General features: G+C 71.9%; 24 protein-coding genes. 13 read left to right on the top strand and 11 right to left on the bottom strand.

Going from position 1 to position 24366, the window contains the following annotated elements; genetic code table 11:
- Positions 1-272: 272 nt before the first annotated feature.
- Positions 273-1163: an SDR family oxidoreductase gene (locus ACZ6JT_RS03430; protein WP_469206716.1), complete on the top strand. Its 891-nt coding sequence runs from the start codon at positions 273-275 to the stop codon at positions 1161-1163.
- 18 nt (positions 1164-1181) lie between these two features.
- On the opposite strand, the gene ACZ6JT_RS03435 is transcribed toward ACZ6JT_RS03430, so the two are convergent.
- Positions 1182-2102: an SDR family oxidoreductase gene (locus ACZ6JT_RS03435; RefSeq protein ID WP_469206718.1), complete on the bottom strand. Its 921-nt coding sequence runs from the start codon at positions 2100-2102 to the stop codon at positions 1182-1184.
- 166 nt (positions 2103-2268) lie between these two features.
- On the opposite strand from ACZ6JT_RS03435, the gene ACZ6JT_RS03440 reads away from it, so the two are divergent.
- Complete coding sequence (locus ACZ6JT_RS03440) at positions 2269-3501, top strand: amidohydrolase (RefSeq protein WP_469206720.1); 1233 nt, start codon at positions 2269-2271, stop codon at positions 3499-3501.
- A 99-nt stretch (positions 3502-3600) separates the two neighbouring features.
- On the opposite strand, the gene ACZ6JT_RS03445 is transcribed toward ACZ6JT_RS03440, so the two are convergent.
- Positions 3601-4080 carry an MSMEG_6728 family protein gene (locus tag ACZ6JT_RS03445; RefSeq protein ID WP_469206722.1) on the bottom strand — a complete coding sequence of 160 codons (480 nt, stop codon included), beginning with the start codon at positions 4078-4080 and terminating at the stop codon, positions 3601-3603.
- A 272-nt stretch (positions 4081-4352) separates the two neighbouring features.
- On the opposite strand from ACZ6JT_RS03445, the gene ACZ6JT_RS03450 reads away from it, so the two are divergent.
- From ACZ6JT_RS03450 to ACZ6JT_RS03470, 5 genes are all read left to right on the top strand, one after another.
- Positions 4353-4679, top strand: a complete 327-nt coding sequence (locus tag ACZ6JT_RS03450) for a plasmid stabilization protein (protein WP_469206724.1) — start codon at positions 4353-4355, stop codon at positions 4677-4679.
- A 105-nt stretch (positions 4680-4784) separates the two neighbouring features.
- The gene (locus ACZ6JT_RS03455; RefSeq protein ID WP_469206726.1) at positions 4785-5237 is read left to right on the top strand and encodes an SRPBCC family protein; all 453 of its coding nucleotides are present in this window, start codon (positions 4785-4787) and stop codon (positions 5235-5237) included.
- Positions 5230-6819, top strand: a complete 1590-nt coding sequence (locus ACZ6JT_RS03460; RefSeq protein ID WP_469206728.1) for a phytoene desaturase family protein — start codon at positions 5230-5232, stop codon at positions 6817-6819. Before ACZ6JT_RS03455 ends, ACZ6JT_RS03460 begins: the two co-directional genes overlap by 8 nt.
- An 83-nt stretch (positions 6820-6902) precedes the next feature.
- Positions 6903-8159, top strand: a complete 1257-nt coding sequence (locus tag ACZ6JT_RS03465; protein ID WP_469206730.1) for a cytochrome P450 — start codon at positions 6903-6905, stop codon at positions 8157-8159.
- Positions 8160-8393: 234 nt separating this feature from the next.
- Positions 8394-8786, top strand: coding sequence for a hypothetical protein (locus tag ACZ6JT_RS03470; RefSeq protein ID WP_469206732.1), 393 nt, complete (start codon positions 8394-8396; stop codon positions 8784-8786).
- 169 nt (positions 8787-8955) lie between these two features.
- On the opposite strand, the gene ACZ6JT_RS03475 is transcribed toward ACZ6JT_RS03470, so the two are convergent.
- Positions 8956-10071: a glutamate--cysteine ligase gene (locus ACZ6JT_RS03475; RefSeq protein ID WP_469206734.1), complete on the bottom strand. Its 1116-nt coding sequence runs from the start codon at positions 10069-10071 to the stop codon at positions 8956-8958.
- Positions 10072-10263: 192 nt separating this feature from the next.
- Between ACZ6JT_RS03475 and ACZ6JT_RS03480 the strand changes: the two genes are divergently transcribed.
- The 4 genes from ACZ6JT_RS03480 (at position 10264) to ACZ6JT_RS03495 (ending at position 14059) form a co-directional block, all read left to right on the top strand.
- On the top strand, positions 10264-10680 hold the full coding sequence (locus ACZ6JT_RS03480; RefSeq protein WP_469206736.1) for a DUF1622 domain-containing protein: 417 nt from the start codon (positions 10264-10266) through the stop codon (positions 10678-10680).
- Positions 10681-10752: 72 nt separating this feature from the next.
- Positions 10753-11916, top strand: a complete 1164-nt coding sequence (locus ACZ6JT_RS03485) for an FUSC family protein (RefSeq protein WP_469206738.1) — start codon at positions 10753-10755, stop codon at positions 11914-11916.
- Positions 11917-12059: 143 nt separating this feature from the next.
- Complete coding sequence (locus ACZ6JT_RS03490; RefSeq protein ID WP_469206740.1) at positions 12060-13340, top strand: alcohol dehydrogenase catalytic domain-containing protein; 1281 nt, start codon at positions 12060-12062, stop codon at positions 13338-13340.
- A 95-nt stretch (positions 13341-13435) separates the two neighbouring features.
- Positions 13436-14059, top strand: coding sequence for a flavodoxin family protein (locus ACZ6JT_RS03495; RefSeq protein ID WP_469206743.1), 624 nt, complete (start codon positions 13436-13438; stop codon positions 14057-14059).
- Between the two features lie 114 nt (positions 14060-14173).
- On the opposite strand, the gene ACZ6JT_RS03500 is transcribed toward ACZ6JT_RS03495, so the two are convergent.
- From ACZ6JT_RS03500 to ACZ6JT_RS03515, 4 genes are all read right to left on the bottom strand, one after another.
- Entirely contained in the window at positions 14174-14629 is a 456-nt protein-coding gene (locus tag ACZ6JT_RS03500) for a hypothetical protein (RefSeq protein WP_469206744.1), read from the bottom strand.
- 106 nt (positions 14630-14735) lie between these two features.
- The gene (locus tag ACZ6JT_RS03505; RefSeq protein ID WP_469206746.1) at positions 14736-16016 is read right to left on the bottom strand and encodes a preATP grasp domain-containing protein; all 1281 of its coding nucleotides are present in this window, start codon (positions 16014-16016) and stop codon (positions 14736-14738) included.
- Between the two features lie 111 nt (positions 16017-16127).
- Complete coding sequence (locus tag ACZ6JT_RS03510) at positions 16128-16343, bottom strand: hypothetical protein (protein WP_469206748.1); 216 nt, start codon at positions 16341-16343, stop codon at positions 16128-16130.
- Between the two features lie 109 nt (positions 16344-16452).
- Positions 16453-17088 (bottom strand): carbonic anhydrase, encoded by a 636-nt coding sequence (locus ACZ6JT_RS03515; RefSeq protein WP_469206750.1) that lies wholly within the window; start codon positions 17086-17088, stop codon positions 16453-16455.
- A gap of 465 nt (positions 17089-17553) precedes the next feature.
- Here ACZ6JT_RS03515 and ACZ6JT_RS03520 point away from each other — a divergent pair, with 465 nt between their 5' ends.
- A complete protein-coding gene (locus ACZ6JT_RS03520; protein WP_469206752.1) occupies positions 17554-19278 on the top strand; it encodes a PP2C family protein-serine/threonine phosphatase in 1725 nt (574 codons plus the stop codon).
- Positions 19279-19370: 92 nt separating this feature from the next.
- Here ACZ6JT_RS03520 and ACZ6JT_RS03525 read toward each other — a convergent pair whose 3' ends face one another.
- The 3 genes from ACZ6JT_RS03525 to ACZ6JT_RS03535 all read right to left on the bottom strand — a co-directional run bounded on the left by ACZ6JT_RS03525 (position 19371) and on the right by ACZ6JT_RS03535 (position 20801).
- Entirely contained in the window at positions 19371-19817 is a 447-nt protein-coding gene (locus ACZ6JT_RS03525) for a DUF2267 domain-containing protein (RefSeq protein ID WP_469206754.1), read from the bottom strand.
- A 54-nt stretch (positions 19818-19871) separates the two neighbouring features.
- Entirely contained in the window at positions 19872-20267 is a 396-nt protein-coding gene (locus ACZ6JT_RS03530) for a DUF2267 domain-containing protein (protein ID WP_469206756.1), read from the bottom strand.
- Between the two features lie 99 nt (positions 20268-20366).
- Positions 20367-20801: an Hsp20/alpha crystallin family protein gene (locus ACZ6JT_RS03535; RefSeq protein ID WP_469206758.1), complete on the bottom strand. Its 435-nt coding sequence runs from the start codon at positions 20799-20801 to the stop codon at positions 20367-20369.
- A gap of 127 nt (positions 20802-20928) precedes the next feature.
- Here ACZ6JT_RS03535 and ACZ6JT_RS03540 point away from each other — a divergent pair, with 127 nt between their 5' ends.
- Complete coding sequence (locus ACZ6JT_RS03540; protein ID WP_469206760.1) at positions 20929-21600, top strand: HSP18 transcriptional regulator; 672 nt, start codon at positions 20929-20931, stop codon at positions 21598-21600.
- Positions 21601-21719: 119 nt separating this feature from the next.
- On the opposite strand, the gene ACZ6JT_RS03545 is transcribed toward ACZ6JT_RS03540, so the two are convergent.
- The gene (locus ACZ6JT_RS03545; protein ID WP_469206762.1) at positions 21720-24344 is read right to left on the bottom strand and encodes an RICIN domain-containing protein; all 2625 of its coding nucleotides are present in this window, start codon (positions 24342-24344) and stop codon (positions 21720-21722) included.
- Positions 24345-24366 lie beyond the last annotated feature (22 nt).

Raw genomic sequence — 24366 nt, forward strand, 5'->3', positions numbered from 1 at the left:
CCTTTTTTCTTGTCCCCCCCTTTCCCTTTCCCCCCGTGCCAGTTGTTCCCCCCCCCCCCCCCCCCCCCCCCCCCCCTTCTTCCCCCCCCCCCCCCCCCCCCCCCCCCGCAGCCGGCTGTGGGCGTAGACGCCTCTCGCCTCTTCGGCACCGTTCAGGCCGCATGCGCAGGGCCGGCCGCCGCCGTCGGATGGCGGGCGGGTGCGGATGCCCACACCATGGCCGTGATGTGAAGCCCCCTGATCCGCCCGAGAAGGGCACCCACGGAGATCCCATGCCTCAGGAAGAGCCCCGGGTCCCCGACCCGGTGACACTCCACCCACGCCCGCCCTTTCCCGACCAGGAGCAGGACCATCCCGGCTCCACGGAGCGGATGGAGCCACGACCAGACCACGGCGAGGACTCCTACGAGGGCCACGACGTACTGGTCGACCGGGCGGCGGTCGTCACCGGCGGCGACTCCGGCATCGGCCGGGCCGTCTGTCTGGCGTTCGCCCGCGAAGGTGCGGACGTCGTCTTCACCCACCTTCCCGAAGAGGCGGACGAGGCGGCCGAGACGGCGCGCCTGATCCGCGCGGCGGGCCGCAAGGCCGTACCGGTCGCATGCGACATCCGTGACGAGGAGCAGTGCGAGGCTCTGATCGACCGGGCCGTGCACGAACTCGGGCGCATCGACCTCCTCGTCAACAACGCCGCCTATCAGATGTCCCAGCCCGACGGCATCGAGGCGATCACCACGGAGCAGTTCGACCGGGTGATGAAGACGAACCTGTACGGGATGTTCTGGCTGACCCGTAAGGCTCTGGAACACATGCCGCGCGGCGGCTCGATCGTCAACACCACTTCGGTGCAGGGCTATCAGCCGAGCCCGCACCTCCTCGATTACGCGATGACGAAGTCGGCGATCATCTCCTTCACCCACGGACTGGCCCAGATGCTCGCCGAGCGCGGCATCCGCGTCAACGCCGTCGCACCCGGGCCCGTATGGACACCGCTGATCCCCGCGACGATGCCCGACGCGACGAAGTTCGGCGAGCAGTCACCCCTGGGCCGCCCCGCCCAGCCCGCCGAGATGGCGCCCGCGTACGTGTTCCTGGCTTCGCCGCAGGCGAGCTACATCACCGGGGAGATCGTCAACGCCACCGGCGGCACACCCCTGCCCTGACCATGTCGCTCCGCACCTCTACCTGTCGGGTCCGTCCGCGCTCCCCCGCTCCGAACGCGGCGCGGTGTCGCGGCGTTCGTCGGCGCGGCCGCCGGCGCCCAGCAGACCGGTGGCTTCGAAGGGCTGCGTACGCTCCAGGCGCGGCAGTTCGCTGCGGGCGATGCGGGTGACGAGGGGCGGGAGAGCGGCCCGTACCGGTTGGACGGCACGAAGCCAGGCGGGCATGTAGACGGACGACGCCCGTCGTTCCGCAGCGGTGGCCAGCCGGTCGGCGACCTGCGCCGCCGGGTACACCTTGCGTGCGGGCGGCGGCATGTGGGCGCGCAGTTCGCGCAGGACGGCATGGCGGTCGGCGTCCCGGACCATGTCCGTGTCGGTCCAGTTGATGTAGGCGATGCCGACCCCCACCCCGCGGTGGGCGAGTTCGGCGCGCAGGGCGTGCGCGAAGGACTCGACGCCCGCCTTGGAGGCGCAGTAGGCGCTCATGAGGGGTGACGTCCCCAGGGATGCCAGGGAGGCGACCTGCAGGTAGTAGCCGTGGGTGTCGAGGAGGTCGGGCAGGAAGCAGCGTGCTGTCGCCGCACTGCCGATCAGATTGACCTCGATGACGCGGCGCCAGACCTGCGGATCCGAGTCGGCGAACGGGCCTCCTTCGGCGACTCCGGCATTGCCCACCACGACGGACGCGGGTCCGAGGCGGGCGTGGACCTGCCGGGCCGTGTCGGCCATGGCCGCATCGTCGGTCACGTCGACTTCCCAGCAGGCGGATTCGTTGTGCAAGGAGTCCGCCACCTCTTGGAGGCGTGGGCTCTGGTGGCCCAGCAGGGCCAGTCGCGCACCCCGCGCGTCGAACGCCCGGGCCAAGGCCGCGCCCAGCCCCCGGGCCGCTCCCGTCACCACGACCGTACGGCCCTGTAGGGGCCGGCTGTCCTTCCGCACGCCCACGTGGTGCCACCGCCCATCCGCAGCCCTGTCCTCCGGTCCTCCTGCTTCCAGGATGCGCCCGCTGAGCGGTCGCCCGCAGGCCGAGGGACCGGGAGCGCGGCGAGCGCGCGTAATCGGGCGGCCTGCGGACAGAAGCGGGACGACGCTACGAGGAGACGACATGGGCGATGGGGGCGATGGGGGCGGCGTGGGCGACGTGGGCGATCCACCCGATGAGCTGTACGGGCGACTGCGGCGGGAGTGCGGCCGCCGGGCGGGCGATCTGTGGGCCGTCAGCAGCGCCCTGCACGCGGATCCCGAGCTCGCCTACGAGGAGCACCACGCGGCCCGGCTGCTGACCGGCGAACTCCGGCGGGCGGGGTTCGCCGTCGAGTCGGGCACGGCCGGGCTCGACACGGCTTTCGTGGCCCGCGCGGGAAGCGGGCGGGGGCGGCGCGTGGCCCTGCTGATGGAGTACGACGCGCTGCCGGACCTCGGACACGCATGCGGACACAACCTGATCGCCGCGTCCGGACTGGGAGCCGCACTGGCGTTGCGCAGCGTCCTGGGGGAGGAGTTCGAGGGGACGGTGCTCGCCGTGGGGACGCCGGCGGAAGAGCGCGGCGGGGGCAAGGTCGCTCTGGCCGAAGCGGGCGTGTTCGACGGTGTGGACGCCGCGCTGATGTTCCATCCGGGCGTGCACGACTGGTCATGGGCGCCGCTCACCGCGCAGACGCAGGTGCGCGTGGGCTTTCACGGCCGGGCAGCGCATCCGACGGGCGATCCCACCCGGGGGATCGATGCCCTGGCCGCCCTCGTCCAGTTGTTCAACACGGCCGCCGTGATGGGCAGGCGGTTGCCGTCCGGCTCGCACGTGCAGGGGATCGTCACCGACGGAGGCAAGGCGACCAACATCGTGCCGGCCTTCGCCGAAGGCCTGTTCGGCCTGCGCGCGGCCACGAGCACCGCCCTCGACGCCCTGGTGGCCGAGATCGGCGCCTGGGCGGAAGGGGTCGCGGCCGCGACCGGCACCACGGTGGAGGTGACCCGACTGGGCAAGGGCTACGCCCACTTCCGGGACAACGACGTCCTCTCGGACCGGTTCGGCCTGCACCTCGCACGCTCGGGCATCCGGCTCACCCAGCCCGTCGGCGGGGTGTTCCTCGGATCGTCCGACATCGGCGACGTCAGCAGCCGCGTCCCCGCCATCCATCCGTTCGTCGCGATCCTGGGCGACGACGCCTCGGACCACACCCCCGCCTTCGCGCGCGCCGCCGCCTCGGAACGTGGGCGCGAGGTGATGCTGGCGGCTGCCGAAGCCCTGGCCTGCACGGCCGCCGACGTCCTGAGCGACGCCGACTTGACCGCCCGGGCCTGGGCCCGCCAGCGGGAGAAGGCGGCGGCGGGGCTCTGATGCCCGGGCCGCGGTGCTTCGCACCGCCGTCCGCGACTGTCCGTACGAGGGCGTGGGTGCTCCCGGGCGGGGTCGCCCCCTCCCCTCAGGGGCCTGCGCTCACGGCCCGCCGTCCGTCTCCCGGTCGGACCGGGGCCATACGTACGGCAGGTCGTCCGGCACGCCCGGGAAGCGCTCCCGGTAGAAGGCCGGGGCCTTGCGCACCAGGGCGGACTGATGGCTTCGATGGAATTCCGGTGCGCCCAGCCACGGCGGCAGATCACCGTCGGCGGCCAACTGCTCCTGCGTCCGCGGGGCTCCCGTCGGCTGCCACGCACCGAAGTCCCGCACCAGAGTGACGGCGCAGGTATCGGCACGCCCTGCGGCGGTCCAGACCCCGCAGATCTCCAACCCGTACCTGACGAGTGCCTCCTCGTACCCCGCCCACATCCGCACCGCCGGGTGCCTGCGCCATCCGTACCCCGGAACGACCAGGCCGCGCAGCACCTGCACGGCCTCGACGCGCTGCTTGCCGAGCCTCCTCACGTCCAGCACGGCCGCTGAGGCGTCGAACGACGGAAAGGGAAGGAATGTCTGCACGAGGTCTCCCTCCGGGACGACGGTGCAACCGGAAGCCGCGGGCCGCGGCCCGCTGCTCCGCGGGCACGGTGCGAGCCTGGCAGAGGTCACGGAGTAACGCGCCCGGACGCGTCTCGTCGGGGGATCGGATCCCGGTTTCCCCGTGTGCCGCAACGGACGGCACGGCACGACCTCGCCGACGCGAGCCGCTGGTCCGAATTGCGTGAGATGCGGCGTGATCGGGGTACGCGCACCATGACCGTGACATCACACCGTCGATGAAAGGTTCCGTCATGCCCCGAGGTTCCAGCCCCAAGCGCGAACGTCAGTACGAACACATCAAGGAGTCGGGCGAGAAGCGCGGCATGTCGGAGGACCGCGCGAAGGAGATGGCCTCCCGCACGGTGAACAAGGAACGCGCCCGTTCCGGGGAGAGCAAGACCGCGAGCCGCAGTTCCACCCAGGGCAAGTCCGCCTCGCAACGCGGCGGCGAGAAGTCAGGTGGCGGCGGCTCCTCCGAACGCACCAAGGACGACCTCTACCAGGAGGCGAAGGAGCGCGGCATCGACGGCCGCTCCACGATGACCAAGCAGCAGCTCAAGAACGCCCTCGGCCACTGACCGCGGGACGTGCCCCCGGGGGCCGGCGGCTCCGCCCTCCCCCGGCTCGGGTACTTCTCGCGCGTGCGCCCCGTCCATGCCGTTCCGGTAGCAGGAGGAGTTCCCGTGGCCGTCCGTCATCAGCTCATCCGGCGCCCCCCTCGAAGTGTGTGGGCCGTGCTGGCCGACCCGACCCTGTACGGGGAGTGGGTGGTGGGCCCGTCCGAGTCCACACCGCTCGATCAGAGCTGGCCGGAAGTCGGATCCCGACTCCGGTACACCCTGCGGCTGGGCCCCTGGTCGGCCGAAGGGGTGACCACGGTACGTCACCGGGAACTCGGCCGGGAGCTGGAACTGGAGGCGGCGTTCAAGGCATTGGGCACCGCGAGGATCTTCCTCCAGCTCCGGCCGTGGGGCGAGGAGACCCTCGTCGTCTGCGACGAGCACCCCCTGCGCGGCCTGGGTGGCTCCCTGCACAACTCCGTCGTCGAAACAGCCCTGCAGTTGCGGCACCGGGGCATGCTGGCCCGGCTGGCCAAGGTCGTGGAGGGGCAGCCGGGCAGGGTGCCGCATGCCTGACGCGGTGGTGATCGGCGCCGGCCCGAACGGGTTGGTGGCCGCGAACGTGCTGGCCGACGCCGGCTGGAGCGTGGAGGTTCTCGAGGCGCAGGCGGAGCCCGGAGGAGCCGTACGCAGTGACCGCGGGGTGCACCCGGACTACGTGTCGGACGTCTTCAGCGCCTTCTATCCGCTCGCCGCCGCCTCCCCGGTCCTCGCGGATCTCGACCTGGCCGCGGAGGGCCTGCGGTGGAGCCACGCCCCGGCCGTACTGGCCCACCCGCTGCTGGACGGGCGGTGCGCGGTGCTGGAGCGGCGGGTGCAGGACACCTGCGCCGGCCTGGCCGACTTCGCCGCTGCCGACGCCGACGCCTGGGAGAACTTGTACCGGGCGTGGGCCCGAGTGGGGCCGGACCTCGTGCAGGCCCTGTTCACGCCCTTCCCCCCGATCCGCTCCGGAATCCGGCTGGCAGTGAAACTCCGCACCTCGGGGGGCCTGCGGATGGCGCGGAAGCTGGCCCTGCCGGTGCGCCGGCTGGGCGAGGAGGAGTTCGCCGGGGAAGGGGGCCGGCTCCTGCTGGCCGGCAACGCGCTGCACGCCGACCTGGCTCCCGAGGCGGCGGGCAGCGGTGGTTTCGGCTGGCTGATGTCGATGCTCGGCCAGAGCCACGGCTTCCCGGTGCCCGTCGGCGGGGCCGGTGCCCTGACCGCGGCCCTCGTGAGCCGCCTGCGACGCAAGGGAGGTGTCCTGCGCTGCGGGGAGCGCGTCGCGTCCGTCGTCGTCCGAGGTGGCACGGCGGTCGGAGTCAGGACCGCGGGCGGGGAAACCGTCGGCGCGCGGCGGGCCGTACTGGCTGACACGTCGGCACCGGCCCTGTACCGGGACCTCGTGGGCGAGGAACACCTGCCCTCTCGCCTGCTGCGGGACCTGGAACGCTTCCAGTGGGACTTCGCGACGTTCAAGGTCGACTGGGCCCTGACCGGGCCGGTGCCGTGGACCGCGCCGCGGGCCGCGGGAGCGGGGACGGTCCACCTGGCCGACGGCGTCGACGGGCTGACCCGGTTCGCCGCCCAGATCGCCATGGGGCAGGTCCCCGACGAGCCGTTCGTCCTCTTCGGCCAGATGACCACGGCGGACCCCACCCGCTCACCGGCCGGCACGGAATCGGCGTGGGCCTACACGCACGTCCCGCAGCGCATCACCTCGGACGCCGGCCCCGACCGCATCACCGGCCGCTGGGACACCGGTGAACAGGAAGCCATGGCCGACCGCGTCGAAGCGCAGGTGGAACGCTTCGCCCCCGGCTTCCGCGGGCTCATCGGCGCCCGCCGCATCCTGGCCCCCACTACCCTGCAGGCGATGGACGAGAACCTGCACAACGGCGCCATCAACAACGGCACCACCGCCCTGCACCAACAGGCCGTCTTCCGCCCCACCCCCGGCACCGGCCGCCCCGAGACCCCCGTCAAGGGCCTCTACCTCGCCTCGGCGGCCGCCCACCCCGGCGGCGGCGTCCATGGCGCACCCGGAGCGAACGCCGCCCGGGCCGCCCTGCGCGCCCACGGCCTCCACGCCGTCCTCCACCGGGCCCAACGCGTGTGACGCATACGGCCCCGCACGACCACGCACGAGTGACACCGGGCCGTCCCACGCGTGCCTCGGGCCATGCCGGGTACGCGCGCTCCATGCCCTCCTCCAAGAAGACCGACGCCGCCCCGTGGAACGACAGCACGCTCGCACTCCTGGTGCACGGATACGCGTGGCTGCCCAACCGGATGCGCGGCAGCCATGACGGCACGGTCCGGACCCGTCTGATGGGTCGGCCCGCGATCGCCCTGCGCGGCCCGGACGCGGTCGCCTTCTTCTACGACGAGAAGCACGTCGTACGCACCGCGGCCCTGCCCGACCCGGTCCTGGACACCCTCTTCGGTCAGGGCGCCGTCCACACCCTCGACGGAGACGAGCACCGGGTGCGCAAGGCGATGTTCGTCGCCCTCCTCAAGGACGGCGCCGGAGTCGCCGCGCTGGGAGAGCAGGTCACCCGGCGGTGGCGCGAGGCGATGGCCGATCGGCGGCAGGACCGCACGGTGCTCTTCGACGAGACCGCCAAGGTCCTCGCACTCGCCGTCCGCGACTGGGCGGGCGTCCCGCTCTCCGACGCGGCGACCGCCGACCTGGCCCGCGACTGCACGTCCATGGTCGACGGGTTCGCCACCCCCGGCCCGCGCCACCTGCGCGCCCGCCGGGCACGGCGCCGCCAGGAAGACGCCCTCGCCGGCCTGATCACCGAGGTGCGCACGACCCCGGAACCGGACTCCACCGGTACGGCACTGGAGGCGGTGGCCTGGCACCGCGACCTGGACGGAACCCTCCTGGACCCGCGTACCGCCGCGGTCGAACTACTGAACATCATCCGCCCCACGGTCGCCATCGCCTGGTTCGCCACCTTCGCCGCCCACGCGCTGCACCGGTGGCCCCGGCACCGCGACCTCCTGCGGGCCGACACCGCAGGCTCGTACGCCGAGGCGTTCGCCCACGAGGTACGACGCTTCTACCCCTTCGCCCCCTTCGTCGCGGGTCTCGCCGCGCAGGACCTGACCTGGCACGGGGAACCCGTTCCCAAGGACGCCCTGGTCCTGCTCGACCTATACGGCCAGAACCACGACCCGGCCCTGTGGGAGGATCCGTACCGGTTCGACCCGCGCCGGTTCTCGAGCCCCGAGGGGCCGCGGGACCCGCTGGACACCCTCGTCCCCCAAGGTGGCGGGGATCCGGCGCGCGGCCACCGCTGCCCCGGAGAGGACATCACTGTCACCGCGCTCGCGGTCATCGCGACGGAGCTGGCGCGGCTCGACTACGAAGTCCCCGACCAGGACCTCGCCATTCCGCTGTCCCGCATGCCCACGCTCCCCCGAAGCGGCTTCGAACTCCGCCTGAGGTGAGCGGCCGGGCCGGTGGCCGGGCGGGCTCGCAGTCGGCCGGGCGGTGGTGGGGCGGGCCCGTAAGGCCCCGCCCGCATACGCCGGCCGCCGGATGGGCCTACGCTTGATGGGGCAGCACAGGACGCGGGCACCGAGGGTGCCGGCGCCCCACGGCTGCAGCGCACCGACCCGGGGGTCTCCGCACAGTGCGGAGGGAGGGGATTCTCCCTATCCGGAAGGCAGGCAGGTCACACCATGGCTAAGCAGCCGAAGTCATCCCAACCCCGGCACGGCGAAGGCCCGAGCCCCCACAAGGGGACCGAGCAGCACGGTTGGTCTCCCGACGTCGACGAGACCCGACAGCAGGACAATCCGAGCGCCCACCGCTCCTTCCACCCGGAGCAGTACGCCCCCGCCAAGGGCCCCGGCCGCAAGGTCTCCAAGGAGGAAGCGGGAAACCCGCACGGCAGACCCACGAAGAGCACGAGCGGTCGCGGCGAGGACCAGAGCAAGGCGGGCAGCGACGAGGCCGGCATGCACGACACCGGCCCCAAGGGCCGCTCGCAGCGCCCCAGCGGCACCAAGGACGCATCCGCCTACACCGGCGTCGACCCGCAGGATCCGCCCGGGACGCGCAGCGCCGGGTGACTCCCGGGCCGTTCGCACAGCCCGAGCCGGCCCGCCCGTACGGGTAGGGCCCTCCGTCGAGTGTCCCCGCCGACGCCTGCGCGTGGTCGGCGGCCGGCCGCTGCGCGTCGCTGCTCGGAGACGATGCGCCTTACGGGCAGGCGGTCCTGCCCGTAGGGCCCGCAGCGCCTCACGGCTGGATCGTCATCTCCGCGCACCGAGTGACGACGGATGCGAGTGCGCGACCGTCGGCCAGCAGCCGGCGCTGCATGCGGGCGCCGTTCCCCCGTTCGTGCAGGTGCGCGATGCCTTCCCGGACCCGCTCGTCATCGCCCAGGTCCTTCAACGCCTCGCGCACGTGCTGGTACAGGGCATCGACCGCGTCTTCGGCAGACGTCTCCCGCATGGTCTCAGGGTGCAACAGGGGCCCGTCCAGGCCTGACCGGCCGGCCCGCCAGGATGCCAGTCGCAGCAGACTCGTACCGATCCTGGCCGCAGGCTGCCCGTCCTGCCAGGCGCGGGCCGCCGTCTCCACCAGAGCGCGGATGAGGGCTGCGAGGAGGACCGGTGTGGAGGCGTCCAGGCAGACGTCCGCGACCCGTACCTCGACGGTGGGATAGCTGGCCGAGAGCCGCGCGTCGAAGTAGATCATGCCCTTGTCGCGCAGCACCCCGGTGTCGATCATCGCGCGGACCTGCTCGTGGTAGCGGTCGGCGGAGCCGAAGACGTCCACCGGGCCGGCGGACGGCCACCGGTTCCACACCCGGCTGCGGTAGCTTCCGTATCCGCTGTCCTCGCCCTGCCAGAAGGGCGAGTTCGCGCTCATCGCGGTCAGGACGGCCAGCCAGGGCCTGATGCGGTCCAGGACGGCGACGCCCTCCTCGTCCGACGCGACCGACACGTGGACGTGGCACCCGCAGGTCAGCTGCTCCTGCGCGGTCAGCCCGAACTGCTCACCCAGCCACCGGTAGCGTGGCCCGACGTTCAACGACGGCTTGACGGACAGCGGAGACGTCGCGAGCGCCGCCACCACGGCGCCGGCACTCGCCGCGTGGTGGGCCGCCTCGCGGCGGATGCGGACGATCTCCTCTTGGAGCTCGCCCATCTCGGTGACGGGTTTCGTGGCGAACTCCAGCTGCTCCTTCTGCAGTTCCTTCTCGAACTCGTGGTCCCGTCGGCCGTTCGTGCCGGGGCGCTGCCAGGCCGAGCGCTCCGCGGCCGCCAGCACGGCCCCCGACACCGCGAGGGGGGCACCGCTGTGCGCGTCAACGAGCAGCAGTTCCTCTTCCACGCCTACGCTTCGCATGTTGCCGCCTGTGAATCGAACCGTCAGATGCCCCGCACCTGCCCGGCCTCCCCTCGACCATGCCGTCGCCCTTGCGTTCTCCCCCCGTGGGGGCCTGCGGCCGGAAGGTTCGGCTGGGGCCGTGACCGAGGCCACGAAGTCCAGAAGTCCCGACGTCCCGTGCAACGGTGGTGCGCGGGGTAGACGAGCCGAATGACGCCGTCAAAAGAACCACTGTCCGAAGCCGGGGTCCAGGAGCTGATCGGATGGCTCGTCCATGCGATCGAGGCCGCCGGGGCACTGATCATCTTCGCCGGTGCGGTGTGGGCGTTCGCCCGGTTCGCCTCGACCGGGCTCCGCGGCCGCTCGCTCATCGGTGAGTTCAACAAGATCCGGTTGAGCCTGGGGCGCTTCCTCGTTCTGGGGCTGGAGTTCCAGCTCGCGGGGGACGTCCTGCGCACCGCGGTCGCCCCCGGCTTCACGGAGATCGGGCAGTTGGCCGCCATCGCCGCGATCCGGACCCTTCTGAACTTCTTCCTCACGCGGGAGATCGCAGAGGAACGGGCCGAGATCGCCCAGGACGCCAAAGAGCCCGAGCCCCGCTTCGCGACTCCGACTCCGACTCCCTGAAGGCGCGTCGCCACGATGATCCGAGAGTCGGGCGCAATCGGCGGGGCAGGCGCGGATCGGAGGTGGTCGATCTTGCCCGGACGGGTGGACGCGGCGCGAGGGATCTGGTCGGCGGTCACGGAGCGGGCCGATTATCTGCGTCGCGCGGCGCGAGGAGCCGGGGCCGAGCGTGACGAGGTACTGCTCGGTGCCAAGACCGTGATCGCGGCGATGGCGGCGTGGGTCCTGGCGCGCTACCTGCTGCCGCCGTCGGTTTCGACGTTCGCGCCGTTCACCGCGCTGGTGGCGCTCCAGGCGACCGTGTACCGCTCGGTGCGCGACTGCCTCCAGTACGTCCTGGCCATGGCGGCGGGGGCCACTCTCGCCGCATCCCTGGCGGCGTCGGCGGGCATCCACGGCTGGACGTTCGGCATCCTCACCCTGATCGCCCTCTGCGTCGGCAAAGTCCGGTGTCTGGGGCAGCAGGGCACTCAGGTCGCCATCGTCGGCTTCTTCGCGTTCTCCTCCGGACAGGGCCAGATCGCCTACATCGGCCACCTGGTCGCCGCGGTGGGCATCGGCGCGCTCTGCGGCCTCGCCGTCCATCTCGTTCTCGCTCCGGCCCGCCACACCCACCATCGGCAGCAAGCCGTCGCCTCCCTCTACACCACCATGGCCCAGCGCCTCGAGGACCTCGCCGAGACCCTCGAAGCAAGCGATCCCGACCCGGACCACCTGCGGCAGTGGCGACGCGACTGGCACGGGCTGTCCGCCGAGTGCGAGCGCATCCGCCACGGCATCGACACCGAGATCGAAAACGGCCGCATGAACCCCCGCCGGAGCGCCGGCGGCGGCGCCGGTGCGGCCCTCCCCCGCGCCCGGGAAGCGGTCACCGTTGCCGAACGCGGCATGGACCACCTGCGCTCCATGACCCGCACCCTCGACTACGCCCTCGACAGCGGGGAGCTCGGGGGTCTGCCTGCCGCCTTCCGAACCCGCTTCGGAGCCGTCCTGCGCTCCGCGGCCACCGCGATGGAGGAGATGGGCCAGGCGTCCCCGACCGATCCGGACGTGCTCGACGCCCGGATCGACCAGGCAGCCACAGAACTCGAGCGGGTGCAGCGGCAGGAACGGACGTCCCAGGGAGCTTCCCCGGCCGTCCACGCCGTGCAGGGCACGCTCCTCACGGATGCCGGCCGCCTCCTGGCCGATATCCGGTCGGGCTGGCAGGGCGTCGCACGAGCGGGCACGGGGTAGACGCGGCAGGAGGGACGCCGGCCGTCGGCAGCCGGGCGTCGCCCGCGGTCGAGTCGTCTGCGTGGCCGACCGTGCCAACCCCCCGAAGATGTCACCACCGCCGTCGACGGCCCGGTGAAGGGTGGCGTCGGCAAGGTCCAACCATGAAAGCGGCAGTGTACGAAGGACCGCGGACGGTGACGGTCAAGGACGTCCCCGACGCGAAGATCGAGCACCCCTGCGACATCCTGGTGAAGATCACCACCACCAACATCTGCGGCTCCGACCTCCACATGTACGAGGGACGGACCTCCTTCGAAACGGGCCGGACCCTCGGCCACGAGAACCTCGGCCAGGTCGTCGAGGTGGGCAGGGCCGTCAGCAAGGTCCAGGTAGGAGACTGGGTGGTCCTGCCGTTCAACATCGCCTGCGGCTTCTGCAAGCAGTGCGAGCAGGGCCTGACGAACTACTGCCTGACCATGCAGCCCGAGCCGGACATGGCCGGCGCCGCGTACGGCTTCGCCGAGATGGGCCCGTACCAGGGCGGTCAGGCGGAACTGCTCCGCGTCCCGTACGGCGACTTCAACGCCCTGCGCCTGGGCGAGGACGCCGCCGAGCGGCAGCTCGACTACGTGATGCTGGCCGACATCTTCCCCACCGGCTACCACGCCACCGAAATGGCGGGCGTGAAGCCCGGCGACCAGACGATCGTCTACGGCGCCGGTCCGGTCGGGCTGATGGCCGCCTACTCGGCGATCCTCAAAGGCGCCGGCCGCGTGTGGGTCGCCGACCACCAGCCCGATCGGCTCCGTCTCGCCGAGGAGATCGGCGCCATCGCCGTCAACACCGCGGACCAGGACCCGGCCGAGGTCGTCAAGGAAGCCACCCTCGGCCTGGGCGCGGACAACGGCTGCGAATGCGTCGGCTACCAGGCCCACGACCCCCAGGGCCGGGAGGACGCGACCCTGACCATGAACGGCCTCATCGACTCGGTCCGCTTCACCGGTGGCATCGGCGTGGTCGGCGTGTTCCTGCCCGAGGACCCGGGCGGCGCCGAGGCGCAGGGGGAGCTCGAAGCCCAGGGGAAGGTACCGCTGGACTTCGGCATGCTCTGGTTCAAGGGCCAGCGCATCGGCACCGGCCAGGCACCCGTCAAGCGCTACAACCGGGCCCTGCGCGACCTGATCGCCGGTGGCAGGGCCGAGCCGAGCTTCCTCGTCTCCCACGAACTCGGCCTCGACGAGGCCTCATCGGCGTACGAGCACTTCGACAACCGCGACGACGGCTGGACCAAGGTCGTCCTCCACCCCAACGGCAGCAGCCGCAGCGCGGGCGGATCCTCCCGCCACACACTGCGGGAACTGCGCCAGGAAGCGCAGGCGCAGGGCATCGAAGGCCGCTCCCACATGAACAGGCAGCAGCTGGAACGGGCGCTCAAGCGCTGAGCTCGCACAACACTGCGGTGAGCTGAATCAACCACACAACGGATGAAGAGGGACGCCCGGGACATCGAAGCGGGATGTGGGGGTAGCCGGACCTCATGGATCTCAACACTCACACTCCGCTCCGGGCCGTCGCGCTCGTCTGCACCCTTTCGCCCTCCCCCGCCCCCTCCAGCTCCCAGTTGCTGGCCGAGCAGACGATGGCGGCCCTCGCCGAGCACGGCGTCACGGGAAAGACCATCCGGATCGCGGACCACGACGTGAAGCCCGGCGTGAAAACGGACATGGGCGACGGGGACGCCTGGCCGGAGATCCGGGACACGATCCTGGGCTGCGACATCCTCGTCCTGTCGACGCCCATCTGGCTCGGCCACCCGTCCAGCCTCGCCCAGCGGGTCCTGGAGCGGCTGGACGCCGAGATCTCCGAGACGGACGACGAAGGCCGCATGCTCACCTACGGCAAGGCCGCCGCGGTCTGCGTCGTCGGCAACGAGGACGGCGCCCACCACGTCAGCGCCCAGCTCTTCCAGGGCCTCAACGACGTCGGCTTCTCCCTCGCCCCGAACGCCGTCACCTACTGGGTCGGCGAAGCCATGCAGGGCACCGACTACCAGGACCTCGACAAGACCCCGGAGAAGACCGCCGCCACCACGGCCACCCTGGCGGCCAACACCGCCCACCTCGCCCGGCGCCTCAAGGCAGCTCCCTATCCGGCGAGTTGACCCGTCCCCGCCGCCCGCCCGCCAGCCCGCGGGCGGGCGGGGGCGGTGGGGAGCGGGAGAGCGGGGCGGAACGCGGTCAGCCCGGGTCGGCCCGGTCCACGCGCGCCCCCGTCGTCAGCTGACCGGGGGCTCGGAGGGGGGCGTCGCGGTGTGGTCCGGATGGTGGTGCGTGCGGCGAATGGTTTTGAGGCGGGCCTCCAGGAGGTGGTCGCGCCCACCGGCAACCTCGTCGACGATGTCCCGTTCCACTGCCGCGAAGGGCTGGTAGTAGGTGGCGTTGTAGGCCTCGACGATCTGGAACGTCCAGTGGCCCGGGATGACATTGCGGCCCACGATCTCACGCTCCACCCGGTCGGCGTGCTCCTCGTGCCCCGCCTCGCGCAAGAGCCGGGCCGCGTCGCCGAGCTCGAAGTCCGCGGTCCCGGTGAGCTGGTGGAACCCGTAGAGGTGACCGCGAGCCCGCTCCGCGGTTTCCAGCGCCTTCGACAGCGCGCCCAGGGCCCGCACCGTCTTCTCGTCCACACCGTCCGGAACCTGGTGTGCCGGATCCATCTCCTGATTGCTGTCCATGGAGGATGTTCTGCCCGTAGGACGCTTCACCGCTCGGGAGGTGGGGCCAAGCGGCGTAAGTCAAATACCTGTTCTCGGTGAATTCAAGGCACCGGCGTCGTGGGGGTCAGCCGCCCTCGAATTCGAGGACCTCGGCCAACGCGGCCTCCTGCTCCTCCACGTCCCCAGCACTCCTGGCGATCACCGCGTACCGCCAGGAGCGGCCATCGGGCGGCGCGTCCGCGTACAGCACCACGCCCTCGCCGCGATCCGGGTCGAACGCGAGGCGGGACGCGCGCAGCCGGGCCAGGGCTCCTTCGAAGTCCAGGGGGCTGCGGGTCCGGCCCTTCGCCACCGACCATGCCGGGGGCGTCGCGGCCGATCCCGCGGTCAGCCGGGTGACCATGGCGTGGGGAGTGGTGGTGGCCGTACGGCGGATGTTGCTCTCACTCGCGTACGCGCGGCCGGCAGTGTCCACCAGGGCGTCGAGCCCGAAAGGCCCGGCGTAGCCGTGGTCGGCAAGGTGGCGGCCCAGGGACGTCCCCCACTCCTCCAGCGCGTCGGCCACGTGCGCACGGGAAGGCGGCAGCGGAGAGGCGTATCCCGTGAAGGAGCCCTGAACCGTGCGCATCGCACCGCTGAAGAGCGCGTGCGCCCCGGAGGCAGCCACCTCCATCTGGATACTCACCGAGTCGGCCACGTCGAGGCACTCCTCCACCACCCACAGGCCCTCGGGCCCCCCGACCGTGTCGAGCAGCAGGGTCGCCCCGCCCCTCAGGTCGTCGCGTGACACGAAGCGCATTCCGTGCCCTCCCGCCGAACGGTCCGGCTTCACCACCACCCGCTCGTGTTCCCGCAGGAGTTCGCGAGCCACGCCTTCGGTCTCCGCGCGACGGCACATCCGCCCCGCGGGCAGCCGCATGCCCAGGTGCCCGGCCGTCTCGCGGAAGCCGGTCTTCGTGTTGAGCAGCATGGTCATCTTCAGGGCGGCCTCTGCGGCCTCGACCGTCGGGTACGGGTGCACGGCGATGCCGATGTCTCGGGCGAAAGCGATCGCCGACGCGTCGAGCGCCGTCGGCAGCAGCGCCGCCCCCCGGTCGGCGGCGAGAGCCCGCACGTGCTCCACGAGGCCGGCTTCGCGCACCGCCCGCGCCAGCGGGACGGCGCCGGCTGGTGGTACCTCGACGACGGCCACCGATTCCGGGGGCACGCCCGTCAGGTCGTACACGTACCGCAGGAACTCCCGGCTCAGCGGCACGGGAGTGACGAACACGTCCCCCGGCCGGAGCAGCCACGCCTTCCGCGGCGCCTGCTGGGCCCACGTCGTCAGGATCTGACCTTCGTCGAGATCCACCGCCAAATCGGAGAGGAAGTTCGCGAACACCACGATCGGGCCGGTCTCAGTCACCGCTCTGCTCCTCTGGTCGCCGCGGGGGCCGTCCACGGGCAGCGTGCGATCGCCTGCTCGGCCCCTGCCGGGTGCGGCGCCCCGCGAGAGGTCGCCACTTGAACGTTGGAGTCAGGGGAAGGGTTCCCAGGTCTCGGGGCCGGCTCCACGCCACTCCACGAAGTCGGGGTCGGTGAGGTCGACGTCCTCGGCGTTCTCCATCCCGGCAGCGGCGAGGAAGGCTCGGACATCGGCCAGGCGGTGTGCCACTCCGATGGCGACGCCGTCATAGCGGACACGGCGCCACCCCTGCTGGTCGGGGGGGTAGATGATCAGCTTGGCGGCCATGGGCCCAGCCTCTGCCGCACCGAGCGCATCGGCACCCCTTCCCGTCCGAACGGGTGAACCTCCCGGGCCGGCTGTCGCCATGGCCCGGGCAAGGACGCGGGCAGTGGTCTCAGACGGCCGCTTCCCGGGGCAGGCCGCGGGTGGTGACGACTCGGGCGCTGCCGTCGGCCAGCCGGTAGGACAGACCGACCACGGCCGTGCGTCCGGTGCCGACCTGGTCGGCGAGCACGCGGGAGCGGTCCAGCAGGAGGTCGACGGTGTGGCGTATGTGCTCGGCGATGATGTCGTCCTCCTCGGTGAGCCCGGCGGCTCGGGCGGCCAGGACACTGGGCGTGACGCGCTCGATGACGTCGCGTACGTATCCGGTGGCCATGACACCGTCGGCCAGGGCGCTGCGGGTGGCCGCGACCGCGCCGCACGTGTCGTGGCCCAGCACCACGACCAGAGGGCAGTCCAGCACGCTGACCGCGTACTCGATGCTGCCCAGCACCTCCGCGCCGGCCACGTGACCTGCGGTGCGGACCACGAACAGGTCGCCCAGGCCGCGGTCGAAGATGATCTCGGCGGCGAGTCGGGAGTCGGAGCAGCCGAACAGGACGGCGAACGGGCGCTGAGCGGGTGCGGTCTCGGCACGCCGCGCCGCGTCCTGGTTCGGGTGCTCGGGCGCGCCTGCGGTGAACCGCTGGTTGCCGGCCAGCAGCAGCTCGAAGGCTTCGGACGGAGTCAGGGAGGGTGCGTCACTCATGGCCGCAGGCTACGACGCCGCCCGGCCCGGCACAGCACGGGGTCCACCCAAAGAGCGCTGGAACCCGCGGTTACAGCGTGAGACCCGCCCTTCCTCAGGGGTCACGGCTCCTGCACATGGGGTACGACCTTGCGCCGGGTCTCGGCGCTGATCGCGGGCGCCGAGAGGTCGGCGGTCGCCCAGGGGCTCCGCCCGAAACCGCGAGGCCACGGAGAAGCCCGGCGGCCGCTGAGCGACCTCGTCCGAGACCGCCACCCGCGTTGCCGACGGATCCCGCCCGCGTGGGTGATCCTGTACCCGAGGTCGGGCGGGAAATGATCCCGTCCGACATCGGGGCCGAGCTGAGCATCAGCCAGATGCAGGCCTCGCGCCCACTGATCCGCGTCCTGACCAGACTGCGTACGGGCAGGATCGCCGCGCACCTCGCGGCGCCGTCCGTGCCCGCTACCCAGCCGGTGATGAGATATGAGCCCCTTGATCCCCCAGGACCCCGAGACGCTCAAGCAGCACCTCGCCCGCGAGGTGAGAGCCTTGCGGGAGGCCGCCCGTCACGAGGCCGGTGTGCGGCTCGACGAAGGCCCGGCACCGGCCGGGGTACCACCGGCGGACGAGGGCGAGGAGCTCTGCTCCTGCGGTACCGGAGGGCCCGGGCACGGGTGCGGTGACGAGGGCGAGGGGCACGACCCGTGGGCGTGCATCTGCGCGACCCTGCCCGCCATCCCGTTGTCGGCCGCGCTGTTCACGCCGGTGCGCGACGAGACCGGGCGGACGGCCGACTTCGTGGTCAAGGCCGGAAACCACGTGCGGGCGGCCGAGTGGCTGGAGGCTCCTGACCGCCAGATCGGCCGGCGGCTGCTCGAAGTCCAGCCCGGGGCCGCGGTCGGCGGACTCGTCGGGGCCCTGGACGCCGTCCTGAGCACCGGTCGTGCCCTGAAGGGGTACGCCCTGGACTACACGGAGCAGCGCAGCGACGGCCTGCACCGCACGAAGCTGCTGTACGACGCCTCGGCCTGCGGTGGCAAGGTACTGGCGACGTGGCGGGCCGCCCACAACCGGATGGAACTGCTCTCGCTCGACGCGCAGTACATCGCGTCCATGGGCTGGGGCACGTGGGACCTGCTGTCCGGCGAGGTCACCTGGTCGGAAGGACTGTCCTCGATCTTCCGCAACGATCCGTCCCGGCCCCTGTCGCTCGCCGAACTGTGCGACACCGTCCTGCTGGACGACGTACCGCGCTTCGGAAAGTTCCTGCTCGCCCTGGTCGACGGCGAGGAGCCGTCGGGGACCGACATCCGCTTCAGCGTACTGGGAGAGGTGCGCACCCTTCACCTGGTCGGACATCCCGTGATCGCGACCGACGGGCTTCCCTGGTCGGTGCACGTCATCGCGCGCGATCTGACGTCCCAGGTACGCAGTCGGCAGCGGCTCGCCGCAACGCGGAGACAGTCCGACCGCCTGCGGCAGGAGGCGGCCGCAGAGCGGCGGGTCGCCGCCGCTCTGCGGGAGGCCCTTCTGCCCACGCACTCCGCCGAGCTCGCCCAGGCGGGTTTGTCCCTGGCGGCCGCGTACATGCCGGCCGAGCCGGACGCCGCGGTGGGCGGGGACTGGTACAAGTGCCGCCTGCTGCCGGACGGACGGATCCTGCTCGCCATCGGCGACGCCTGCGGCCACGGGCTGAGCGCGGTCGCCCGGATGGCGCAGCAACGGCACGCCCTCGCGGGCCTCGCCCACTCCCCCGGGGCCCATGCAGGCCAATTGACCACCTGGCTCAACGAGCTGGTGTGCGCCGACCCGGCCGCCGAGACCGCGACCGGGATCATCGGGCACATCGACCAGGAGAAGCGGTTCCGTTGGGCGTGCGCGGGCCATCCGGCGCCGCTGCTGCTGCGCGAGGGGACGGCCTCGGTGCTGGACACGGAGCACCGGGGTCCCCTCTTGGGACTCCTGCCCGGGCACGAGTACGAGACCGCGACCACGGGCCTCCTCCCCGGCGATCTCCTGCTGCTGTACACCGACGGCATGGTCGAGCGCCGGGGCGAGGACATCGCGGACAGCATCGAGATCCTGCGCAAGGTGCTGAGGGGCTGTAGTGGGCTCGGCCCTCAGCACACCCTCGACCGGATCATGGACGCGTACACGCCCGAGGAACACGAGGACGACACCTGTCTGGTAGCCCTGGGCGTCCACTGACACCCGACCCCGCTCGCCTTGTGGGGCAAGGCCCGTAGAGCGCGAGCCGCAAAGCACTGACCCGTCGCATGTCCGCGCGCAGCCGGCTCCGGTCAGGCGGCGGCGCGCTGAGGCTGGCGTAGCTGCGCCTGCCCGAAGAGGAGGGCGTAGTCGTCGGGCAGTGCTCGCAGGATCCTGGCGAGGAGGCCGGGTCCGGCGAGGGCGGCGACGGCGGCGAATACGGCGCCGGTGTCCCACCGGGCGATGGCCGGGCTCACGCCGGTTCGTGCGGCCAGGTCCTTGACGAAGCCCCAGCCGGTGAGCTGCTCGGTATCGGGGACCTGGGCGGTCAGGGCGAGGGCGGCTTCGACGGGCAGGCACTGGGCGAGATCGACGCGCTCGTCACCGGTGACCTGTCGGCCGAGCCCGGCGAGAACGGCACGGACGGCTTCCTCCGCACGTTCGCGGGTGGGGTAGGCGCCCTCATAGCGCACGCGTTCCAGCATCTGTTCGAACGTCATGGCGGGGGTGGGCCGGTCCGGTCGAGGCTGGTCGTACATGGTGCTGCGGTTGCCTTTCTCTTCGCAGGTTCGGGTTCCGGCCGTCGGAGCCGGTCAGGTGGGCTGGGGGTGACCGAAGAGGAGGTCGTAGCCGGGAGGGAGCTGGAGCAGTACCTCGCGCATGAGGACATCACCCGCCGCGGCGGCCACGGTGGACAGGACCGCGCCGATGTCCCACAGGGCCGTCTTCTCGGTGGCGCCCTCGATCCAGGCCGCGGTCGCGCGGACGAACCGCTCGGGCGAGAGCGGCTCCGCGGCCTGCAGCGGGTTGAGCAGGATCAGGGCGTACTCCTCGGGGAGCCGGGCGGCGAGTTCGGCCCGTACGGTGCCGACCAGGTGCGCGCCCAGCAGGGCCAGGACCACGCGGGCCGCCCGTTCCGCTTCCTGTGGGGTGTGGTATTCGCCGCGTTCCTGCACGTGTGCCAGGAACGACTCCCTGCGTATCGGCATGACGTCACCTCCGGGGCGGGCGAACGATCCGAGGGGTGCGGAGGACGGGGTGCCGGAGGGGGATCGATTCCCCGTCCTCCGCCGCTGATACGGGTCTGGTCAGCCGGAGATCTGCTTGCGGCCGGACTCGCCGCCGATGCTGATCTTGCGGGGCTTGGCACGCTCGGCGATCGGGATCCGCAGGGTCAGGACACCCGCGTCGTAGTCCGCCTCGATGTGCTCGGTGTCGAGGGTGTCAGCGAGCATGACCTGGCGGGAGAACACCCCGAGGGGCCGCTCGGAGAGCTCCATCTGCACGCCGTCGGACTTCCCCGTGGGCCGGCGCTCGGCCTTCACCGTCAGCATGTTCCGCTCGACGTCGATGTCGATCGCCTCGGTGCTCACACCGGGGAGGTCGAAGGCGATCACGTACGTGTCGCCCTGCCGGAAGGCGTCCATCGGCATGACGGACGGCTTCGACCAGGTCCCCGACGTACCCGAGAGCTGCTGGACGATCCGGTCCATCTCGCGGAACGGGTCGGTGCGCATCAACATCGCGAAACACCTCCAGTTGGTTCGGGCAGGAACTGCCAATGCGCTTCAACGTGCCTCCGTTGTAACATGTCATCGAAACGATGACAAGCACGCAGTCATCTGAAGGATGACAAGCCGGGAGAACGTCATGAACGAGGCCCCCGAGCCGCCCGAGCCGATCCCTTTCCTGGCCGCCGCCGCGGCACTGGAGGCGATCAACCAGGCCGTGAGGGACACGCGGCAACCCTCCGCGCGCCCGACGACGGCCGACGCGGCGGCGACCGACGCGGACACCGACCCCCGCGTCGCTCTGGCGGCGCTGGTGACGCTGCGCGAGGTCCGCGAACAGCTCGCCGGCTGGGAGAGCGGCCTGATCGAGACCGCCCGCGGGCAGGGCGCGAGCTGGGCCGACCTCGCTGGCCCGCTCGGGGTCGCCAGCCGCCAGGCCGCCGAACGCCGCTACCTGCGGCTGCGCCCGGGAGCGGCCGGGAGCACCGGTGAGCAGCGCGTCCAGGCCATACGCGACACGCGCGCCGCCGACCGCACCGTGACCGCCTGGGCCCGTGACCACGCGGCAGACCTCCGCCGCCTCGCCGCCCAGGTCACCGCACTGACCGGTCTCCCCGCCGGCGCCGAGGGCGCCGTCGGCGACCTGAACCTGGCCCTCGCCGACAACGACGCCGCCCGCCTCGTCCGTCCCCTGGTCGACACCCGTGACCACCTGCGGCCCGAGGACGCGGAGCTCGCAGAACGCATCGACGCCCTGACCCGGCACACCGACCAGCTCCGCCAGGACACCCACGACCAGCGGAGCCCCTGACACGTCCCTCCCCCGAACCCTCGACCGGACCTCGGCGGGCTTCGGGGGCGGCGGTCAGGTCCCTCGGCCGTGGCGGGGCCGCAGGCCGCCCGGCCTGCGGCCCCGCCGGAGCATCGGGGTCAGGACGGGTCGCCGTACTGGAGGCCGCGGCCGTTGGTGCCGACGTACACGCGGCCGAAGGCGTCGGGGTCGCCGGTGATGACGCCGGTGCCGCCGATGCCGCCCCACTGGTGGGCGTCGTCGTTGACGCGGAGCCAGGTGGCGCCCTTGTCAGTGGAGCGGAAGACTCCGGTGACGTCCTTGACGGTACCGATCAGGTACAGGGCCTGATAGGAGGCGCCGGGTGCGGCCTTGCCGAAGCCGAGGGCGGAGGCGGACTGCACCGTGGTGAGCGTGGTGAAGGTGTGGCCGCCGTCGGTGGAGTGCAGCAGGCCCTTGCCGTGGCCGGAGATCCACAGGTCGCCGGCGACGCCGGGGACGGCCGTGAGCCGGCCCGCGGGCAGGCTGCCGGCTCGGGCGGTGAAGGTCGCGCCGCCGTCGGTGCTGGCGTAGAGCTTGCCGTCGGACAGGGAGTAGAAGGTCTTGGCCGAGGAGCGGTCGGCGACGACCACCGCGTCGGTGCCCAGGCCGCTGACCTTCGACCAGCTCGCCCCCTTGTCGGTCGAGCGGTACGGGGCCTGGCCGGCCTGGGTCCAGACGATGGTGGAGCCGTCCGCCGAGAGCGCGACACGGCCGTCCCGGGCCCCGGCCACCGGCTCTGCCTTGAAACCCTTCCAGGTGCTGCCGCCGTCGGTGGAGTAGGCCCCGTCCTGCTCGCCGCCACTGCCGACGCGGACCATCATCGAAGGGTTGGACTGGGCGAAGTCGATGTCGGTGCTGTTGCTCATCATCGGGCTCTTCAGCCGCCCGGCGGACACTTCGGTCAGGGAGTCGTGGCGGAAACCGCCTTGGTCGCCCATGGCGGTGACGACATTGGCGCCGCCGGGCGGGGCGATCGCGTCCATCAGCGCGGTCTCCTCCAGCCCGCGGGCCCCCGCGGTCCAGTGGCTGGTGCCGCCGCCGTCGGTGGCGTTGGCGTCCTTGCTGCGCCAGATGCCGTTGCCGGTGCCGTACAGCACGTGCCCGGAATTGAAGGGATCGATGGCCAGGGCGGTCATCCAGTGCCCGGTGTGGGTGCCGACGTAAGGAGCGGCGGAGGCCTCCCGCACCGACTTGTCGGCCAGTGCCTTCCAGGTCCCACCGCCGTCGGTGGTCCGGTAGATCTCGTCCTCGGGCCACCAGCGGTCGAGGGTGGTGACCATCACCGTGGACGGCTTCTGCGGGTCGACGGCCAGACCGGAGAACCCGTAGGTGCCCTGGGACGGGGAGACGTTCCTCCACGCCCCGCCGGACGGCGTGTACTTCCACACCGAGCCCGCCGTCGCGTCCATGGGGCCGACGCTGTTGCTGTAAGACAGGTACAGCGAGCCGTCACCGGAGACCACGCCGTGCTGCGGCATCTGGCCGGTGGGCTGCCCGGAGACGGCCTGCCAGCTGTTGCCGCCGTCGGTGGAGCGGTACAGGGAAGTGGACCTGTCGTTGACGCCGACGTAAACCGTGTTGCTGCCGGCCGGGCCGTACGTCACGAAGGAGATGCCCGCGCCGCTGCTCGCCCCGTCCTTGACGGGGAACGCGGAGACCTGATTCCAGGTCTCGCCGTGGTCGGTGCTGCGCCACAGGCCGTTCTTGCGGGTGCCCAGCAGCAGCGTGCCGGGGTTCGAGGGGTTGATCACGAGCCGTTCGCCCGCCCCGCGGCCGGGCTCGTTGGCGCCCAGCTTGAAGGGCAGATCGGTGCGCTTGAAGGTGCGGCCCCGGTCGGTGGAGCGCAGGATCGCGCCGTTGCCGGCCCACTCGTTGGTGTAAGTGCCCGCTCCGAGGTAGAGCCGGTCGGGGTCGACGGGGTCGGTGGCCAGCGAATCGATGCCCAGCAGGTTCCAGTCCTTCTCGCCGAGCCAGTCGGTCAGCGGGATCCACTGCTCGGCCGCGCTGTCCCAGCGGTAGGCGCCGCCCATGTCGGTACGCGCGTACAGCAGGCCCTTCTCCCGCGGGTTGAACACCAGCCCGGTGACGTAACCGCCGCCCACCACCTGGGCGTTGCGCCACGTGTACGGCCCCGACCCGGGCGCCTGGCGCTCGGCCGTCCGCGCCAGCTTCCACTGCTGGTTGGTGCTGCCATGGCCGCCGTACTGGATGACGGCCGCGCCGTCGGCCGTGGAGCCTCCGGAGACGTCCAGGACCTGGCCGCTCCTGCGGGAGGTGAGGACGACGGCGTCGGAACCGCTCACGTCGTCGATCCGCCATTCCTGGGATCTGGAGGAGCTGTCGGTCTGCTGCTCGGCGGCGGCCGCCTGAGCGGTCGAGTCGCCCGCTATGCCCAGTACTTTGCCGCTGTTGCGGTTCACCAGCTCGTAGTAGCCGTCCCCGGTGGGCCGCAGCTTCCACTGCTGGTTGGCGGTGTTCTGATCGGTCCACTGCTGGATGCGGGTTCCGTCGGCGGTGGAGAAGGCGTGGACGTCCAGCGCCTTGCCGCTGCGTACGGAGACCAGCCGGTAGTAGGCGTTGCCGTCGACCGTAGCGGCCTGCGAGTCCTCCTGTACGAACAGGAGGTACGGCCCGAGGACGGCGGGCACACCGAGCAGCAGACCGGTCGCGGTCCAACGACGGCGGTGACGACCGCGGCGCCCGCCGTTCGTGGGGTTTTTCATGGGGGGGTTCTCCTTGCATGCC

Source organism: Streptomyces sp. NPDC046308, assembly GCF_055588065.1.

Coding starts and splice junctions, on each gene's coding strand:
- ACZ6JT_RS03470 (WP_469206732.1), top strand. CDS start 8,394: ATGGCTAAGCAGCCGAAGTCATCCCAACCCCGGCACGGCGAAGGCCCG.
- ACZ6JT_RS03515 (WP_469206750.1), bottom strand. CDS start 17,088: ATGAGTGACGCACCCTCCCTGACTCCGTCCGAAGCCTTCGAGCTGCTG.
- ACZ6JT_RS03525 (WP_469206754.1), bottom strand. CDS start 19,817: ATGTACGACCAGCCTCGACCGGACCGGCCCACCCCCGCCATGACGTTC.
- ACZ6JT_RS03475 (WP_469206734.1), bottom strand. CDS start 10,071: ATGCGAAGCGTAGGCGTGGAAGAGGAACTGCTGCTCGTTGACGCGCAC.
- ACZ6JT_RS03500 (WP_469206744.1), bottom strand. CDS start 14,629: ATGGACAGCAATCAGGAGATGGATCCGGCACACCAGGTTCCGGACGGT.
- ACZ6JT_RS03535 (WP_469206758.1), bottom strand. CDS start 20,801: ATGTTGATGCGCACCGACCCGTTCCGCGAGATGGACCGGATCGTCCAG.
- ACZ6JT_RS03465 (WP_469206730.1), top strand. CDS start 6,903: ATGCCCTCCTCCAAGAAGACCGACGCCGCCCCGTGGAACGACAGCACG.
- ACZ6JT_RS03495 (WP_469206743.1), top strand. CDS start 13,436: ATGGATCTCAACACTCACACTCCGCTCCGGGCCGTCGCGCTCGTCTGC.
- ACZ6JT_RS03545 (WP_469206762.1), bottom strand. CDS start 24,344: ATGAAAAACCCCACGAACGGCGGGCGCCGCGGTCGTCACCGCCGTCGT.
- ACZ6JT_RS03440 (WP_469206720.1), top strand. CDS start 2,269: ATGGGCGATGGGGGCGATGGGGGCGGCGTGGGCGACGTGGGCGATCCA.
- ACZ6JT_RS03480 (WP_469206736.1), top strand. CDS start 10,264: ATGACGCCGTCAAAAGAACCACTGTCCGAAGCCGGGGTCCAGGAGCTG.
- ACZ6JT_RS03510 (WP_469206748.1), bottom strand. CDS start 16,343: ATGGCCGCCAAGCTGATCATCTACCCCCCCGACCAGCAGGGGTGGCGC.
- ACZ6JT_RS03490 (WP_469206740.1), top strand. CDS start 12,060: ATGAAAGCGGCAGTGTACGAAGGACCGCGGACGGTGACGGTCAAGGAC.
- ACZ6JT_RS03460 (WP_469206728.1), top strand. CDS start 5,230: ATGCCTGACGCGGTGGTGATCGGCGCCGGCCCGAACGGGTTGGTGGCC.
- ACZ6JT_RS03430 (WP_469206716.1), top strand. CDS start 273: ATGCCTCAGGAAGAGCCCCGGGTCCCCGACCCGGTGACACTCCACCCA.
- ACZ6JT_RS03450 (WP_469206724.1), top strand. CDS start 4,353: ATGCCCCGAGGTTCCAGCCCCAAGCGCGAACGTCAGTACGAACACATC.
- ACZ6JT_RS03520 (WP_469206752.1), top strand. CDS start 17,554: ATGAGCCCCTTGATCCCCCAGGACCCCGAGACGCTCAAGCAGCACCTC.
- ACZ6JT_RS03530 (WP_469206756.1), bottom strand. CDS start 20,267: ATGCCGATACGCAGGGAGTCGTTCCTGGCACACGTGCAGGAACGCGGC.
- ACZ6JT_RS03540 (WP_469206760.1), top strand. CDS start 20,929: ATGAACGAGGCCCCCGAGCCGCCCGAGCCGATCCCTTTCCTGGCCGCC.